The organism is Glutamicibacter sp. GQ173 (assembly GCF_059759215.1).
Window position 1 is genome coordinate 222,233 of record NZ_JCAXDT010000004.1, and the last position, 16,095, is coordinate 238,327.

The 16,095-nt window shown below is 61.5% G+C and carries 12 protein-coding genes; 6 read left to right on the top strand and 6 right to left on the bottom strand.

Going from position 1 to position 16,095, the window contains the following annotated elements:
- The first annotated feature begins 8 nt into the window (after positions 1 to 8).
- The 3 genes from AC6CHO_RS08700 to AC6CHO_RS08710 are packed head-to-tail and all read left to right on the top strand — an operon-like array spanning position 9 to position 2,760.
- Positions 9 to 704, top strand: a complete 696-nt coding sequence (locus AC6CHO_RS08700) for an ABC transporter ATP-binding protein (RefSeq protein WP_498214655.1) — start codon at positions 9 to 11, stop codon at positions 702 to 704.
- The gene (locus AC6CHO_RS08705; RefSeq protein ID WP_498214656.1) at positions 694 to 2,295 is read left to right on the top strand and encodes a hypothetical protein; all 1,602 of its coding nucleotides are present in this window, start codon (positions 694 to 696) and stop codon (positions 2,293 to 2,295) included. Before AC6CHO_RS08700 ends, AC6CHO_RS08705 begins: the two co-directional genes overlap by 11 nt.
- A 9-nt stretch (positions 2,296 to 2,304) precedes the next feature.
- The gene (locus AC6CHO_RS08710) at positions 2,305 to 2,760 is read left to right on the top strand and encodes a GNAT family N-acetyltransferase (protein WP_498214657.1); all 456 of its coding nucleotides are present in this window, start codon (positions 2,305 to 2,307) and stop codon (positions 2,758 to 2,760) included.
- Positions 2,761 to 2,829: 69 nt separating this feature from the next.
- Here AC6CHO_RS08710 and tgt read toward each other — a convergent pair whose 3' ends face one another.
- Positions 2,830 to 4,128 (bottom strand): tRNA guanosine(34) transglycosylase Tgt, encoded by a 1,299-nt coding sequence (tgt, locus tag AC6CHO_RS08715; protein ID WP_498214658.1) that lies wholly within the window; start codon positions 4,126 to 4,128, stop codon positions 2,830 to 2,832.
- 133 nt (positions 4,129 to 4,261) lie between these two features.
- Here tgt and AC6CHO_RS08720 point away from each other — a divergent pair, with 133 nt between their 5' ends.
- On the top strand, positions 4,262 to 5,353 hold the full coding sequence (locus AC6CHO_RS08720; protein ID WP_498214659.1) for an FUSC family protein: 1,092 nt from the start codon (positions 4,262 to 4,264) through the stop codon (positions 5,351 to 5,353).
- Between the two features lie 2 nt (positions 5,354 to 5,355).
- Here AC6CHO_RS08720 and AC6CHO_RS08725 read toward each other — a convergent pair whose 3' ends face one another.
- Positions 5,356 to 5,895, bottom strand: coding sequence for an NUDIX hydrolase family protein (locus AC6CHO_RS08725; RefSeq protein WP_060700512.1), 540 nt, complete (start codon positions 5,893 to 5,895; stop codon positions 5,356 to 5,358).
- Between the two features lie 209 nt (positions 5,896 to 6,104).
- Here AC6CHO_RS08725 and AC6CHO_RS08730 point away from each other — a divergent pair, with 209 nt between their 5' ends.
- Entirely contained in the window at positions 6,105 to 7,553 is a 1,449-nt protein-coding gene (locus tag AC6CHO_RS08730; RefSeq protein ID WP_498214660.1) for an MDR family MFS transporter, read from the top strand.
- Positions 7,554 to 7,694: 141 nt separating this feature from the next.
- A complete protein-coding gene (locus AC6CHO_RS08735; RefSeq protein WP_171918653.1) occupies positions 7,695 to 8,471 on the top strand; it encodes an SDR family NAD(P)-dependent oxidoreductase in 777 nt (258 codons plus the stop codon).
- Positions 8,472 to 8,491: 20 nt separating this feature from the next.
- On the opposite strand, the gene AC6CHO_RS08740 is transcribed toward AC6CHO_RS08735, so the two are convergent.
- The 4 genes from AC6CHO_RS08740 to AC6CHO_RS08755 form a co-directional block, all read right to left on the bottom strand.
- Positions 8,492 to 9,391 (bottom strand): hypothetical protein, encoded by a 900-nt coding sequence (locus AC6CHO_RS08740; RefSeq protein WP_498214661.1) that lies wholly within the window; start codon positions 9,389 to 9,391, stop codon positions 8,492 to 8,494.
- A 75-nt stretch (positions 9,392 to 9,466) separates the two neighbouring features.
- On the bottom strand, positions 9,467 to 10,480 hold the full coding sequence (locus tag AC6CHO_RS08745; protein ID WP_498214750.1) for a pseudouridine synthase: 1,014 nt from the start codon (positions 10,478 to 10,480) through the stop codon (positions 9,467 to 9,469).
- 38 nt (positions 10,481 to 10,518) lie between these two features.
- Positions 10,519 to 11,343 carry a DNA-formamidopyrimidine glycosylase family protein gene (locus tag AC6CHO_RS08750; RefSeq protein WP_498214662.1) on the bottom strand — a complete coding sequence of 275 codons (825 nt, stop codon included), beginning with the start codon at positions 11,341 to 11,343 and terminating at the stop codon, positions 10,519 to 10,521.
- Positions 11,344 to 11,368: 25 nt separating this feature from the next.
- Entirely contained in the window at positions 11,369 to 16,033 is a 4,665-nt protein-coding gene (locus AC6CHO_RS08755; protein WP_498214663.1) for an ATP-dependent helicase, read from the bottom strand.
- Between the last annotated feature and the right edge of the window lie 62 nt (positions 16,034 to 16,095).

Sequence of the window (16,095 nt, forward strand, 5' to 3'; positions counted from 1 at the left end):
TTGTCACCATGCAGACGGCTCAGAGTGCTGAATACCAGTTGGAAACAAAAGAGCTGACCATCGGATATCCTCAACGAATCATCTGCGGACCACTGAACCTGCAACTGTCCGCAGGACAGGGGGTGGGAATTATCGGGGCCAACGGCAGCGGAAAATCCACGTTGATTCGCACCATCCTCGGACATCTGCCACCGGTGCACGGCGAGGTTCAATTCCTGGGCCTGCCCGTGGATGAGGATTCAAGGTCCTTCCGCCGAGAGGTAGCAGTCCAAATCGCCGACGGAACATTCTTCGAGGAACTCAGCGTCGCCGAGCACCTCGAATTGGTGGCCCGTGGCCACGGATTGCATTCGTGGCAGCAGAAAGTTGAAGAAGAGCTCGAGTTTTTCGGCCTGCAGGCAGCCGCCGGACTGCTTCCCGGTGAGCTGTCCTCCGGCCAAAGGCGCAAAGCGCTATTGGCCGCAACCTTGATTCGGCCGGCCCGGCTAGTGCTTCTCGACGAACCAGAACAGCGGTTGGATCTGCGGATCAGGCAGAAGCTCTATGCACGGCTAGCTGCGTTGCGGCAGTCCGCAACGACCTTGCTCGTCGTTACCCACGACCCGCAGCTGCTTCGCCAGAGCCTGGATCATGCCCTGCTCCTGGATGAGGATCAAGGTAAAATCCTCAGCGCAGAGGCTGGAGCGCAGTGGCTTGAACGATAGCGAAGGGTCAGCCGAAGCATCCGGATTCGATCCGCAGCAGCTTATCCTCCGAGCCAAGCGCCGGCGGAACTTTTCAGAACGCTTTGATAGTTTTTCGGACGCCTACATATGGGTGCTGGCCGCTCTTGTGGCCCTGGCATATTTGTTCAGCGCGATCTTCGGTCTCATCTTCGCCCTGCTTGGGCAAGGCGTGGCGCACGCAAAAATACCGACTGCAGTATGGAGCCTCCAAGATCTGTCTCCAATCTTGCTGGCGCTTGCGGCCATCTGCCTGCTGCGATTGCTATTGCACCTAGGCCCGGTGGCCGTGAATGCGGCCACGGCCGACTGGTGGTTGCCCTTGCCGCTTAGTTCCGCCTCCCTTCGGGCCCGGGCCCTGCGCAAGGCGCAGTTGTTCGGGATGCTCGCAAGTGCCTTTGCCGGGTTGTTGTGGCTGATCGTCCTCTACGGCCTATCCGGTGCCTTCGACCCGCTGCTGGCTGGATTCGCGTTGGCTTGCTTTGTCCTGGCCGGCCTCCTGTTAGCCAATGCGGGAGTCGTGGTGCAAAGCTTCGGGCTGCAAAGCCAGGCACAACGCTGGCTCGGAAGATCAGGCATGGCAATCATTGCTGTGCTTGCGATCTTCTGGGGCTTGCTGGCAGCGGAGAACCAATGGGCCATGAGCGCAGTGCAAGGGGTTGCTGCCTCAATTCTCCAATTACGCACATGGACTTATGCCTCCGCCATCTTGCTGGCCCTGGGCATAATTGGCATCTGGTGGGCGATGCAGCGCAACCGGCACATTGGCTCGCGTTCCCTTCGCTCATCAGGTGAGAAGCAACAGCTGGCGCTCGGTTCTCTAATGCAGCTCGATGGCCGGGCCTCCACCGGTCCTTCAGCGGTTGCCATCGGCCGCAGACGGCGACACGGAAGGCTCATCGCCGCGAGACTTCCGGTAATTTGGAGGATCCTGGCGTTGCGCCTGATGCGAGCCGGCTATTGGCGCACCACCGGTGGCTATCTGCTGCTCGTGATGGCCTTGGCGGTGGCCGTTGACCAGGTCGCGAACCCCTTGAGCGCCGTGGTATTTTATATGGCGCTCGGCGTGCTGTTGGCCCTGAACCTCTCGGGAGTCATGGCCCCGTTGCTCACGCAGCCTCAACTGACACATCATCTGGGGCAATCAGCTGCCAAATTGAGCCAAACAGCGGCCCTATTTGCCGTGTTCTACAGCGCCGTAGCGCTGAGCGCATTGACCGGGGGACTAGGACTGCTGGGCATTGTGGACCTGAGCCGATTCTGGTTGTGGTGCGCTGCGCTGGTCATCGGGGCCCTGGGCAGCGCATCGGCCAGTCTCGGGCATGCACAACGCAAGGAACGCGATTGGGGGAGCCTGCTGGGCGGTGCCACCAGCGATACGACGATTGGATTCGTCCTGTTCAGCGAACTCTCCACGCTGGTTCGCGCTATGGCGACTTTTGCTCCCTTGTTTTCGTTGGCGCTTAGCCCGAGCACTGAAATTGCCTGGCCGCTATGGGTGATTTCCTTGCTATTCACCTTCCCTGCTTTACGATCACTAGTCGGAGGGTTTTCGAGGAGATCGGGTGGATAGGATGAGACGATGAGCGTAGAAATAGCAATTCAAAACCCTGAAGATCTCGACACTCAGAGGCTGTACGCGTTGCTCAAATTGCGTACCCACGTTTTTATTGTCGAGCAGCGTTCGTCCTACCCGGATTTGGATGGCTTGGACCTTGCCGAGGGTACGGTGCATTTGAGCGCATGGGAAGACGGGGAATTGTTGTGCACCGTGCGCATCCTTGATGTTCACGGGGAGGACCCGCATATTGGACGGGTTGCCACAAGGCTTGAAGCCCGCGGCCGCGGGGTAGCTGGAATGCTGATGGAACGAGCGGTGGACATGTGCCGAACCGACGCCCGGGTTCACCTTGGCGCGCAAACCCAGCTGGAAGGCTGGTACGGAAAGTTCGGTTTTGAACGCTGCGGCGAAGACTTTGATGACGACGGAATCATGCATCTGCCAATGATCAGAAAAGCAGTGCCAGCTTCGGCCTAAATACGAAGAGTGGGCATCGTTGTCCCGCCGCACGGCGGGACAACGATGCCCACTTCCTTATGCTTCTGGCTACTTGGCGGCCGGCTGGCCCTGGGGATCCGGCTTGCCAGCGTAGTAGCTTGCCAAGACCTGATCCTTGAGCTCGAAGAAGGTGCCATCCTCCAGCGCCTGGCGGGCAGATTCAACCAAGCCGACAGTGAATTGCTCGTTGTGGATGGAAATCAGGGTGTGGCTGAGCAGTTCCTTGCCCTTGTACAGGTGGTGAATGTACGCGCGGGTGAAGTTCTGGCAGGTATAGCAATCGCAGCCTTCCACCAGAGGGGTGAAATCGCGCTTGTAGCGGGCGCCTGAAAGGTTGAAGCGGCCCCACGGGGTGTAGAAAGCGGAGTTGCGGGCCACGCGAGTCGGGGAGACGCAGTCAAAAGTGTCTGCACCGTTTTCAATGGCCGTAAAGATGTCATCAGGCTCGGAAATGCCCAGCAGGTGTCGGGGCTTGTTCTCCGGAAGCTCCTCGGCGCACCAGCCAACGATGGTTCCAAGATTTTCCTTCTCCAAGGCGCCGCCGATGCCAAAACCATCGAAGGCCATGGCCCCAAGATCCTGGCAGGCCTTGCGGCGGAGATCCTCGTACTGGGCACCCTGGATCACGCCGAACAGGGCTTGGTATTCCTTGCCTTCGCGGGAATCGGTCAGCGCGAAGTGCTCGGCGATGCAACGCTCAGCCCAACGGCGGGTGCGCTCCAAGGACTCAACCTGGTAGCCACGCGAATTCTGCAAGGTGGTCAGCTCGTCAAAGGCGAACATGATGTCCGCGCCGATCTGGTGCTGGACTCCCATGGATATTTCTGGCGAGAAACGATGCTTAGCGCCATCAAGGTGGGATTTAAACCAGACGCCGTCCTCGTCTACATTGGCCAGGCGTTCCTTGCCCGGTGCTACCGCGTCGTCCGGGCCTGACTGGTCAACGGACTTCATATCGATGACCTTCTTGAAACCGGAGCCCAAGGACATCACCTGGAATCCTCCGGAGTCGGTGAAGGTAGGACCATGCCAGCCCATGAACTTGCCCAGCCCGCCGGCCTCATCGAGGATATCCGCACCCGGCTGCAGGTACAGGTGGTAGGCGTTGGACAAGACCGCCTGGGCTCCGAGCTCTTCAACCTGGGCCGGGGTCACTGCCTTGACGGTAGCCTTGGTGCCCACCGCGATGAACGCAGGTGTTTTGATCTCGCCGTGCGGCGTGCGGATTACACCGGTGCGGCCCAGCATGGGGGAGCCGTCGGGTGCGGTGAGCCGGGTTCCGACCTCAAATCCGAATTCTTCCTGGCGGGCATGTGGGGCGCTGGGGTCAAAGTTCTTTTCGGGCACGTACCAAGTGTGCCGTATTAACGCGTCGGTGAGGAAAACGACAGTGCCAATGTGCCCGCATACCTAGCCCCTCACAAGGCAATGAGCGAATAATGGGAGATGTGCGTTGTGTCCAACGCGACGGAAGGAAACTGTGGGCCTGGAGAAACTGAAGGAATCAACCAAAGCGCTGATCACGCTCGGCCCGGCCCGCAAGGACCACTGGATTGGGTTGCGCACCGGCATCGGCATCTTTGCGCCCCTCATCACCCTTTTTGCCATCGACCGGTTGGACCTCGTGGTCTTCGCCGTCTTCGGCGCCTTCACCGGTGTCTACGGCCGAGTTGATGGCTACTGGAACCGCCTGCGGATGCAAATTCGCTCGGGGCTCTTGTTCTTTGTCGTCATCGCAGTGGCGCTGTCCGCCTCATATTGGTGGATTGACCATGAAAATCCTGAGGTGATGAAGTGGCAGATTGTCGGTGCAACCACCCTGGTCGCCGGCATCTGCTCGGTGCTTGTTGGCCTAATGCGATTGCGCCCCGGCGGTTCCCTGTTCCACATCTTCGCTTTTGCGGCCATTGCCTCGATCCCCCATCCGGCGCCGATGGGCGAAGCCCTGCTGGTTGCCGCACTGACCATTTTGCTGGCCTTGGTCATTGGGTCGGCAGGAGCCTTGGGGCAGTGGGCCAATCTCTGGCAGAGGACCCCCTTGCCGCCGCTTTCCGACAACGTGCGCAAGGCGATCTGGTGGGAAGGGCTGTTTTACATACTTTCGGCCGGGGTGGCCGGAATTCTTGCCAATACCGTGGGATCCCAGCTATCGGCTGGCCACAACTACTGGGCCATGGTGGCCGCGGTGGTGCCACTGGTTGGACACACCACCAGATTGCGAATCCGCCGTGGTGTGCACCGTGTGCTTGGCACCTTGGTGGGCATGATCTTGATGGCGCTGCTGATCTGGCTCAATCCGCAGGTTTGGATCCTATTGGCCGTTATCGCAGTCTGCCAATTCCTGGCCGAGTTGCTGGTGATGCGCAATTACTTCCTGGCACAGATCTTCATTACGCCGATGGCGCTGGTGGGAATATCCCTCGGGACCGGGCTCAGCGGCGCAGTGATGTACGACCGTGTGGTCGAAACCCTGATCGGCTGCTCCGTGGGCATGCTCGGCGTGCTCTTGGGAAGCTGGTTCGGCCTGGTCCTCAAACGCAAGCAGGGCCTGCTTCCCAAGAGCGGAAGCTGAACTTAGATATTCACACCTACGTGGGCTAATGCCTGGCGGAGAATATTTTCACGGCCGCCGGCAAACTCGCCCTGGATGTCGGAGCTCAACGCCTCCGCAGGCGAAAGCCAAGTCAGTTCAAGCGCGTCTTGGCGCGGAGAGGACTCGCCCCGCACCGGGACGATGTAGCACATGGACACAGCGTGCTGGCGGTCATCGGTCAGGCCGGTTTCGCTCGGAGCAGGGAAGTACTCCGCCACAGTGAATGGAACCGGGGAAGCAGGAAGCTGCGGCAGCACCAAGGTGCCCAGATCCTTTTCGATGTGGCGAATCAGGGCAGCGCGAATCGTTTCGCGGTACATCACGCGTCCGGAAACGAAAGTTCGCAGCATGCGCCCGTCGTCGTCGCCGGTCAGCAGAAGCCCTACTTCATTCACGTAGCCCAGTGGGTCGAGGCGAACTGGAATCGCTTCAACGTAGAGCATCGGCAGGCGCTGGCGCGCCTCATAGAGATCTTCATCAGAAAGCCATCCGGGATAAGGATCTGGGGTGCGCACGTTCATGCTTCTATCTTCGTACACAAACCCCATTTGATCCATGAAGCTGCATCTGTGTTGCGCAACTCACCAATTGGCTGCCAGCGCGCTCTAGTGCCGCTGGAGTTCTCCGGATAAAATTGATTGAGCTATCCCAATCCCTTGCCTGTGCGTTCAATGCGGGCCTCGGAAAGCACATCCCCCTTTTCAATTACTCGTGGAAGCAGAATTCTGCCGTGACGAACGCTCCAGAACGACTGAGCAAAAAGAACTTCACCACGATTGCGGTGCTGATCGTATCCAGCTTCGTGGTCATCTTGAACGAGACCATCATGAACGTGGCCTTGCCCGTTCTAATGCACGAATTCAACGTCACCCCGGACGCCATCCAGTGGCTGTCTACGATCTTCATGCTCACCATGGCAGTGGTCATTCCGATGACCGGATTCCTGCTGCAACGGCTGAGCGTGCGCAATGTATTTGTGCTGGCCATCGGCCTGTTCACCCTGGGCACCATCCTGGCCGCTGCGGCACCGGGGCTCACCGTCCTTCTGGTCGCCCGCGTGATCCAGGCCTGCGGTACCGCCATCATGATGCCGTTGCTGATGACCACCATCTTGCACCTTGTCCCGGCCGAACGCCGTGGTGTGCTGATGGGCAACGTGTCCATCGTGATCTCGGTGGCTCCGGCCATCGGCCCCACGCTGTCCGGGCTGATCCTGCAGTACCTGTCCTGGCGCTTCATGTTCATCGTGATCATCCCGATCGCGATCGCTGCCCTGGTCATCGGCACTCCGCGCTTGTCCACCGAGGTGGACGGCGCATCCACCCCGTTGTCGGCCGCTTCGGTCATCCTGGCCATCCCTGCCTTCGGCGGCTTGGTCTTCGGCCTGAGCCGGCTGTCCGCGGGGGTCAGCCCGGTCAACATTGGCATCCTGGTAATTGCACTGCTGTGCCTGGCCGCCTTCGTCTTCCTGCAACTGCGGTTGCAGAAGGAAGACAAGGCCCTGCTGGATCTGCGGCCGCTGAACTTCAAGGACTTCACGCTCTCGCTGTTGCTGATGATGTTCGCGATGATCTCCCTGTTCGGTGTCATCATCCTGCTGCCGATGTTCTTCACCAATGTGCTGGGGATCGAAACCTTGACCACCGGCCTGATCATGCTTCCCGGCGGTTTGCTCATGGGCATCATGGCTCCGATGGTTGGCAAATTGTACGACCGCGTAGGTGCTCGCCCGCTGATCGTTCCGGGTGCCATCATCTTGCTGGCTTCCTTGCTGGGCTACGCGCTGATCCTGGATGAAAGCACCCCCATCTGGTTGCTGGTCGTGCTGCACCTGGTGATGAGCTTGGGACTGGCGTTCATCTTCACCCCGGCGTTCACCACCGCGCTGAACCCGCTGCCGCACCACCTGCACTCGCATGGTTCGGCACTGCTTTCCACCCTGCAGCAGCTGGCCGGCGCCATGGGTACCGCGCTGCTCGTGGGCGTGGTTGCATCGACCACCGCCTCAAGGCTGGCCTCGGGCAGCGATCAGGTGACCGCTGCAGTGGACGGCTTCCAGCCTGGCTTCTTGATCGGTGCCGGCTGCAGCGTCGGCATTATCATCATCGGGTTCCTGCTTGGCGGCAGAAAGGACCTGGTGAGCCTCGACGCCCAACCCGCCGCGGCTGAAAAGCACTAATTCGATTCTTGGCACAAAAATTGCTGGATGTTCTTCCCGAACATCCGGCAATTTTTTGTCTCTGGACCTTTGGGCTGCTTTTGCCGCAGCTGGCACGGCAGTAGGCTGGCGGATAAGTGTACTGACTACAAAGGGGTAAGCATGCAGTTGCAGGATTCGGTCGCGCTGGTCACTGGCGGACTTTCGGGCTTGGGCCGGGCCACCGCCCAGAAACTCGCCGCCACGGCCAAGCACGTTCTCGTGGTGGATCTTCCCCGCGATGACGGCGATGAAATCGCGGCGCAGATCGGATCAAACGTCCGCTATGCCCCGGCCGACGTCACCGACCCGCAGCAGGTCGCCACCGCGATCGAGCGGTGCAAGGAACTCGGCGTGCTGCGCGTTGTCGTCAATTGCGCCGGAGTTGCTACCCCGGGCAAGGTGCTGGGCCGCGACGGCGTTTTGCCGCTGGAACGTTTCTCCAAGGTGCTGGATATCAATGTGAATGGCACTTTCAACGTACTTCGCCTCGCCGCCGAATCCATGGTGCACAGTGAAGCGCTCACCGACAACAACGGGACAACCGAACGCGGAGTCATCGTGAATACTGCCTCGGTGGCGGCCTTCGATGGACAGATCGGACAACCTGCCTATGCCGCCTCCAAGGGCGCTGTGGCAGCAATGACCTTGCCCTTGGCTCGCGAGCTGGCCAGCCACCAGATCAGGGTCATGACCATTGCGCCGGGCATTTTCCACACCCCGATGATGGATTCCCTGCCGCAGGCGGCACAGGATTCCCTCGGGGCGCAGGTGCCGCACCCCTCGCGCCTGGGACGCCCGGACGAGTATGCGGCCCTGGTGGAGCATATCGTGGCCAACCCGATGCTCAACGGCGAAACCATCCGCCTGGACGGCGCCATCCGCATGGCCCCTCGCTAGGAACGACGCGGCGGCAGGCCCTAGAATTCCACGGGCTTGCCGCGCTGGGCCCGGTGTTCTGCGTGGCTGATCCGGAACCGGCGGTTTTCGGCCATCAGGAATACCAGCAAGGACATCAGAATGCAGATCGCGCTCACCCACAATGCGGTCGCCTCCGAGAGCCACCCGTTGATGGCCGCGGCAATCATGGCGATGCCAAAACCGCTGGCCAGGGCGTGTCGCCCGCGCCCGGTATGCGCAAATCCGGCGGCTGCCAAGGACACCGCAGCAGTTGCCAGGGAAACCTGCAAGGAATGGCTGAGATCGTTCCAGCCTGCCACGGCAAACCAGAGGTGCAGCGTGTACGCCATGGAAAAACCAGCAAGGAAACTCAGGGGCGCATCACCAAGCCAGCGTTCGGCCTTGGTGCGTGCCGTCAGCCGATTCAGCTGGTGAACCCCCACCAGGGACAAGAGCGAAGCGAGCGTAGCGACTATTGCCGCAGCGGCCGGAAGGAATCCAGCCGCAAGGACGATCGCGCAGGAGCACAAGGCAGCGGCACTGATCGCATAAAGGCTGGCCACTCGCTGGCGGCGGGCCGAGCGCTGATCCTTGCGGAGCGAAAACACGGCGCTAGCCAGCAAGAAGACTGCCGCAACTGGCCAGATCACCGCCGGAACCGCGCTGCTGTCAAGCAGGCTAATGCGATCGCGCCCGTTCATGGAGGAAGAAAACACCAGCGAAGTAATGAGCAATAGCAGGGATGCCGCCGCCAATAGGCAGCCGCGAATCATGTCGAATGGCTCAACCTCGGGATTGGGGCGGTGATCCGGAGCCGGGTAGGGCAGCACGGACTCGTGCTCGGCGGAGTGCGCGGGCGCGGCCTGCTGGCCGGACTCCATCAGTGAATTGAGCGGTGGGGTCGGATGCTGCTCGGACATGATGCTGGAGTCCCTAACGATTGCTGAGTTATCAGCAACAGCCTAGGGTACTTCGCTGGCGAACAGAAACCCCGGCTAGGCCGCTGGAGCTTCGGCGAGCTGCTGCGCCGAGCTGAAACTGCGCTCAATTCCGCTCAGCGGATCGGTGAAGGAAATGGTGTGCGCCAGCAGCTGGAGCGGGCGCTGATAATCATCCGGAGCCAATTCCCATAAGCGCGGGTAAAAGGCATCATTGATAATCCCCAGGCCCAGGGAGGCGAGGTGAACGCGCAACTGGTGGGTCTTGCCCGAATGCGGCTTGAGATCCATCAACGCGACCTCCAAACCTGCATGGTGGCCGGCGCTATAGCCCACGGATTCAAGGTCAATAAAGGTCTTCGCGTTCGGTGCGCCGTCCTCGACGATGGATCGCAACTGGCCTTTGACCTTGGACATCCGGTTTTCGTAAATCAGGGGCATCTGGCCAAGCAGATCATGCAATTGGGTTGTGTCCTTGACCAGCGAGTGTTCGCCGTTGGGCTGGAGAACCCGGCCAGTTTCCAGCCCGGGGCCGGGCTGCAGTGCAACGACGGCCTTGTAGCGCTTGCTGATTTCACGGCGTTCAAAAAGCATTTGGTAGGCGCCGCGGGTTTCCGGGTTGACCGCAAAAAGAATCACGCCAGCGGTGGCCCGATCCAGCCGATGCATCGGCACAAGATCATCGATGCCGGTCTGGTTGCGCAGGCGCACCAAAGCCGATTCCTGGATGAACCGGCCACCGGGGGTGGTAGGCAAAAAATGCGGCTTATCAACTACCAGCAGGTGCTCATCCTGATGCAGGATCTTGGCCTCAAAAGGTATCGGCGTTTCTACCGGAAGCGAACGATAGTACCAAATGAACTCATGCTCACCCATGGGAGTCTGCCGGTCTAGCGGCACTCCTCCGAGGCCGACAATTTCTTGGTTGTCGAAGCGCCGCAGGATGCCTTCGGGGTCCACATGGCCGAAGCGCTCCAGGAGATATTCGGCGACGGTGGCCCACGCTCCATTGTGTGGAAGGCGCAATCGGGTTGCATTAACACCGTTGCGAACGGGGAGCGGGGATTCCATAGCCATAAGGGCTATTCTTTCATCCCGGCGCCAGGACTTCAGACCGCCGGCTGGCAATGCGGGCACCAATAGCAATCCCGCTCGGCGCCTTCTGGGGTGGAAGGAATCTTGAGCATGGCGATGGGGCTGCCGCAGCGGAGGCAAGGTTTTCCGGCACGCCCATAAACCCACAGAGGTTCCCGGGTTCGTTCTTGGCCGGTGGTGACTCGCCGCGGCCGGTCCTTATTAATTGTCAGAAGCCGATGAGCCAGATTCACCACTGCCGGCAGATCAGCGATCTGCCCGACTTCAACCAGCGGATGCAAACGGCGGAGGAACAGGATTTCGCAACGGTACACATTCCCCACGCCGGCCATGATCCGTTGATCCAATAGTGCTTGGCCGATGCCTTGGCGCGGATTGCGGCGCAGATTTTCTGCGGCTAGCTCCGGGTCCCAATCCGCTCCCAGCAGATCAGGGCCCAAATGGCCGATGAGGTCTTTTTCTTGCTCGGTGGGCACCAAACGCACCTGCGCAATATCGAAGCCCACGGCCGTCACCGCAGGGGTCTTAAGCACTACGCGCGCGGTGTGAGCCGGTTTCTTCCAGCGTTCGTTTTCCGCATACAGGTCCCAACGGCCTTCCATGAGCAAATGCGAATGCAAGGTGAGCGGCTTAGCGGCGAACCCGGAGGACCCAGCGGCAGGGGGACGCAATCGCATCAGCAGATGCTTGCCGGCCGGAACTACTTCATGCACTGAATAATCCGTGAGATCTGTTGTCGCCAAGGCTGGAACTCGAAAGTCCGAGGACAACAGTGTTTGCCCTGCCAGCGCCTGATGGAGCCGGGCAGTGGCACGATAGACGGAATCCCCTTCGGGCATGAGAGCTCCTCTTTCTGCCGGTCAATCAGCGCCGGAAACGAATGCCTTGCGGCGTTGAATAGAATCCTGCGGCCAAGAGTGCGGTTCCCACCGGATGGTCCAGGACTGGTTGTCCGTCCACGGTAGCGATGGCGATTTTCTCCACCTTGGCCGTGCGCAAAACTGCCACCAAATGCGTGGCAATAATGTTCCACGGCTCTTCAGCCAACTGGGCAAAGGTCAACACGGTGCGACCGCCGCGCTCCAGATAAAAGCACAGCTGGCCATCCAGCAAGCCCACAATGGCCCCGGCCTTGCGCCCGGGGCGGTGCCCGCTTTGCGTGGCTGGCCAGCCCAGCGCCGCACCGTAGGGATTCGCCGGGTCGGTCGACGCAAGCACCAAGGCCACAGGCTGCCGTCGCGGGTCATCGGAAAGCTGATAAGCGCGCAAACGGTCAATGGTGGTGGAGGTGGAAAACTGGGCGGCCCCCAGTTTTTCGACGAAATAGCCCCGCCGCGCATGACCGGCTTCTTCCAGCTTGGACAGGATCCGGTAGAGCTGGCCGAAACCTCCGGGCACTGCTTCGGCCGCGACCGAGCCGCGGGTGAGCACTCCGTAGCGCTCCAGCATGATCTCGGCTGTGGCATGGGCTGAAATAGTTGGATCTGCCACCGGCTGGGGGAGCAGCGACCAACGTGCGGAACCACGCGGGCCACGCATGGGGGAGCCCCCGTGGTCCTGGGCCAAGCGGTTGAGACCCGAGAGGCGATTGAGCCTGGCAGCCCGAGCCCGCGGCGCCGGCTTGGCAATCTTGTGCGCAGTGCTTCCGCCCGCCAGGTAACCGCGAATCGGTGCCAGGGTGTCGGGAGAAATGAAACCCGCCCAGAAAAGCCGCCAGCATGACTCCGCAATATCGGCGGCGCTCACCGGAGGCTTATCGGGATGGTGGATCCGGGCGGCAAGCTCCTCGGCAAAGTAGGCGCCGGTTGATTCAAAGGCTTCGAGCACGCGCAGATCCAGTGCCTGCAAATCGCTGGAATCAGGTGCTGGCAGGGAGAGCGCGGCGTGTTCGGCGGTATGCAATGACAACCAGCCATCCTTGCCTCCGGCCGCACCGGCACCGCACACCAGGACATCTCCTGCACTGCACAGCTCATCCAGCCAAGAGCTCTGGTACCCCTTGAGCCGGGCAGGAAGAATGAAGGATTCCAGCGCCGAGGCAGGCACCTCGGCCCCGGCCAGCTGGGCGACGACTTCATAGAGGCCGTCAGCGCCGCTGAGGGTTGAGCCCACCTGCTGCCAAGCAGGAAGGAACCGCGCGTAGGTGTTCTGGTCAACTGGCTCCACTTCTGCGCGCAGGGCGGCCAAGGACCTGGTGCGGATGGTGCGCAGCACCTGGACATCGCAGTATTCATCACCGCTGATGCCTTCGGGAACAAGTTCCACCGGGCGGAACGCGCCGACCGACAGCCGGCCGGCGGCCACCAATTGGTCGAGTATGGGCCGCAGCACCGCAACGCCGAGTGAAAGCTCGGCGGCAATTTCAGTAAGCGTAAACGGAACGTGGGTGCGGGCGAAGCGCGAGATGAGGTCCTGGATGGGGTCCGCCACCGGCTCCAGGAATGCGGCCGGAATTCCTGTGGGCAACGGGGTGCCCAGGGCATCACGCAACTTGCCGGCATCCTCGATCGCCGCGTAGGCCAAGGACCCGCCGTGGCGCAGGGTAAAGGCCCGCCGGGTGGCAACCAGGGCCTCGGCATGTTCCCGGGCCATGGCTGGGTCCAGAGGCGCGCTGTCATCATTCGGATCACGCAGCCGAGTGGCCAGCTGCTCAATTGTCAACGGGCCCAACAAGCGCAGCAGGTCGGCTGCGCCTTCCATGCCGGCCAGGCGCCGGTTTTCCGCCTGGTACTGCAACTGTTCCTGCAACCCGGTGATGACCTGCGGATCCAGGATTTCACGGACGTCATTGCGGCCCAGCAATTCACCGAGCAGTACCGGGTCCAGGCTCAGCGCTGCCGCGCGGCGCTCAGCCAGCGGTGCGTCGGATTCGTAGAGGAACTGTGCAACATAGCCGAAGAGCAGGGACTGGGCGAAAGGCGAAGGCAGCTCGGTGGTGACTTCCACCAGCCGGATCGCGCGCGACGAGACCTTGGACAGAATCGAAGACAGGGCCGGCAGATCATAAACGTCGTTCAGGCATTCGCGCACGGTTTCAAGGATGATCGGGAAATCCGGGTAATTCCGGGCGACATCAAGCAGCTGGCTGGCCCGCTGGCGTTGCTGCCACAAGGGGGTGCGCTTGCTCGGATTGATCCGGGGCAGCAGCAAGGCTCTTGCCGCGCACTCGCGGAAACGGGAGGCGAACAATGCAGAATTCGCCACCTGCGAGGTGACCACGTCGATGATTTCATCGGCTTCAAAAGCAAAAAGGTCCGCTCCCGGGGCTTGGTCATCCATGGCCGGAATGCGCAGCACAATGCCATCATCGGCGGCCATCGCCGAAGCATCCAGCCCCCAGCGTTCGCGCACCCGCGCACCCACGGCCAATGCCCACGGGGCATGGACGGCCAGGCCGAAGGGCGAATGCAGGATGACGCGCCAATCGCCGAGCTCATCGTGGAAACGCTCGATCACGAAGTTCTGGTGGTTGGGCAACTGGCCGGTGGCCCGGCGCTGCTCGCCCAGATAGTTCAAGAGGTTATTGGCGGCGAAGTCATCCAGTCCGCCGGTGCGCAAAACCGCCGATGCCTCGGTGCGTTCGCTGGCCAGCAAGCTGGTGGTGAATTCGCCCAGGGCCGCGCCAAGTTCCACCGGGCGGCCCAGTCCATCGCCGTGCCAGAACGGCAGCTTTCCGGGTTGGCCGAAGGCCGGGGTGACCAGCACGCGGTCATGGGTGATGTCTTCGATGCGCCAGCTGGTCGCGCCCAGGGCAAAGACGTCCCCGACCCGCGACTCGTAGACCATTTCCTCGTCCAGCTCGCCCACGCGCTTGGGAGCCTTGTCATCTTCGGCGCCGGCGAGGAAGACGCCGAAGAGCCCGCGGTCCGGGATGGTGCCGCCGGAAATGACCGCGAGGCGTTGCGCCCCGGGGCGGGCGCTGAGCGTGCCGGCATCGCGATCCCAGACCAGCCGTGGTTTGAGGGTGGCGAATTCATCCGAGGGGTATTTGCCCGAGAGCATGTCCAAGGTGGCCATATAGGCGCTGCGCGGAAGCTGCTGATAGGGTGCGCACCGGCGTACCGTCTCGAACCACTTCTCGACTTCCAGGTCGTCCATGGCCACCGCGGCCAGGGTCTGCTGGGCCAGCACATCCAGCGGGTTGGCCGGGATGACCATCTTCTCGATGGATCCTTGGCGCATTCGGGTGACCACCAGCGCGGTGGAGAGCAGATCCGCGCGGTGCTTGGGGAAGAAGATGCCCTGGGAGACCGAACCCACCTGGTGCCCGGCACGGCCCACACGCTGCAGCCCGGAGGAGACGGAATTGGGGGATTCGACTTGGATGACCAGATCCACCAGGCCCATGTCGATGCCCAGTTCCAGCGAGCTGGTGGCCACCACTGCGCGCAGTTTGCCCAGCTTCAGATCCTCTTCGATCTGGGCGCGAGCGTCCTTGGAGACCGAGCCGTGGTGGGCACGGGCCAGCAGGGGTGCTTCTGGATTTGAGGCCGGGGTAGAGCCGGCCTGGGCCATCATCGCCGCCGGGGTCGAGGTGGAAGCATCTTCGGTGCTGAATCCCTCGCGCTCGGCATAGATCTCGTTGAGCCGCCCGGTGAGGCGCTCGGCCAGCCGGCGGGAGTTGGCGAAGATGATGGTGGAATGGTTTTCCAGCACCAGATCCACCAGCTGGTTTTCGACATGGGGCCAAATGCTCGCCGAAGCGGCAGGAGAGGATCCCGGTCCAAGATCGTGCGCGCCGGCAGCCGAAGGCAGATCGGTCATGTCCTCCACGGGGACGCGCACGGCTAGTTCCCACTTCTTGGTGGAGGGCGGGCGCACGATATTCACCGGGGCAGACCCTGCCAGGAAGCGGGCGACCTCTGCGGGCGGTTCCACCGTGGCTGAGAGCCCGATGCGCTGGGCCGGGGTGGGCAGCAGCGCATCGAGGCGTTCCAAGGACAAGGCCAAATGGGTGCCGCGCTTGGTATTGGCGATGGCGTGGACCTCGTCGATGATGACCGTATGCACCTGGGCCAAGGTTTTGCGTGCCTGGCTGGTGAGCATCAAGTACAGGGACTCGGGCGTGGTGATCAGGATTTCAGGTGGGTCCTTGAGCAGCTTGCGCCGGTCATTAGCCGGGGTGTCTCCCGAGCGCACGCCCACCGAAACCGAAGGCTGGGACAGTCCCATCTCGTGCGCGGTGGCGCGGATACCGGCCAACGGGGAGCGCAGGTTGCGCTCAACGTCCACACCGAGGGCCTTCAGCGGAGAAATATAGAGGACTTTGGTGCCATTGCCTGCCGGGTGATCGGCATCGAATTCCATTCCCGGCAATGCTGGAGCATCGAGTTCTGCATGATGCAGCCGGTCCAGGGCCCAGAGGAATGCGGCCAGGGTTTTGCCGGAGCCGGTCGGAGCAATGACCAAGGTGTGCTTCCCGTCGGAGATGGATTCCCAAGCTCCGCTCTGCGCAACCGTGGGCGCAGAGAAGACATCGGTGAACCACTTGCGGGTGGCCGCACCAAACCGGGAAAGCACATCACTCATGGAATCGATACTACGTTCTCGGCAGGACAGTTCGAGAACGGCATTCCTGCGAGCGAAGTGGT

Bases quoted from the DNA above. Each gene is read 5' to 3' on its own strand.
- AC6CHO_RS08700 (WP_498214655.1), top strand. From the start codon at position 9: ATGCAGACGGCTCAGAGTGCTGAATACCAGTTGGAAACAAAAGAGCTG.
- AC6CHO_RS08710 (WP_498214657.1), top strand. From the start codon at position 2,305: ATGAGCGTAGAAATAGCAATTCAAAACCCTGAAGATCTCGACACTCAG.
- AC6CHO_RS08725 (WP_060700512.1), bottom strand. From the start codon at position 5,895: ATGAACGTGCGCACCCCAGATCCTTATCCCGGATGGCTTTCTGATGAA.
- AC6CHO_RS08735 (WP_171918653.1), top strand. From the start codon at position 7,695: ATGCAGTTGCAGGATTCGGTCGCGCTGGTCACTGGCGGACTTTCGGGC.
- AC6CHO_RS08740 (WP_498214661.1), bottom strand. From the start codon at position 9,391: ATGTCCGAGCAGCATCCGACCCCACCGCTCAATTCACTGATGGAGTCC.
- AC6CHO_RS08745 (WP_498214750.1), bottom strand. From the start codon at position 10,480: ATGGAATCCCCGCTCCCCGTTCGCAACGGTGTTAATGCAACCCGATTG.
- AC6CHO_RS08750 (WP_498214662.1), bottom strand. From the start codon at position 11,343: ATGCCCGAAGGGGATTCCGTCTATCGTGCCACTGCCCGGCTCCATCAG.
- AC6CHO_RS08755 (WP_498214663.1), bottom strand. From the start codon at position 16,033: ATGAGTGATGTGCTTTCCCGGTTTGGTGCGGCCACCCGCAAGTGGTTC.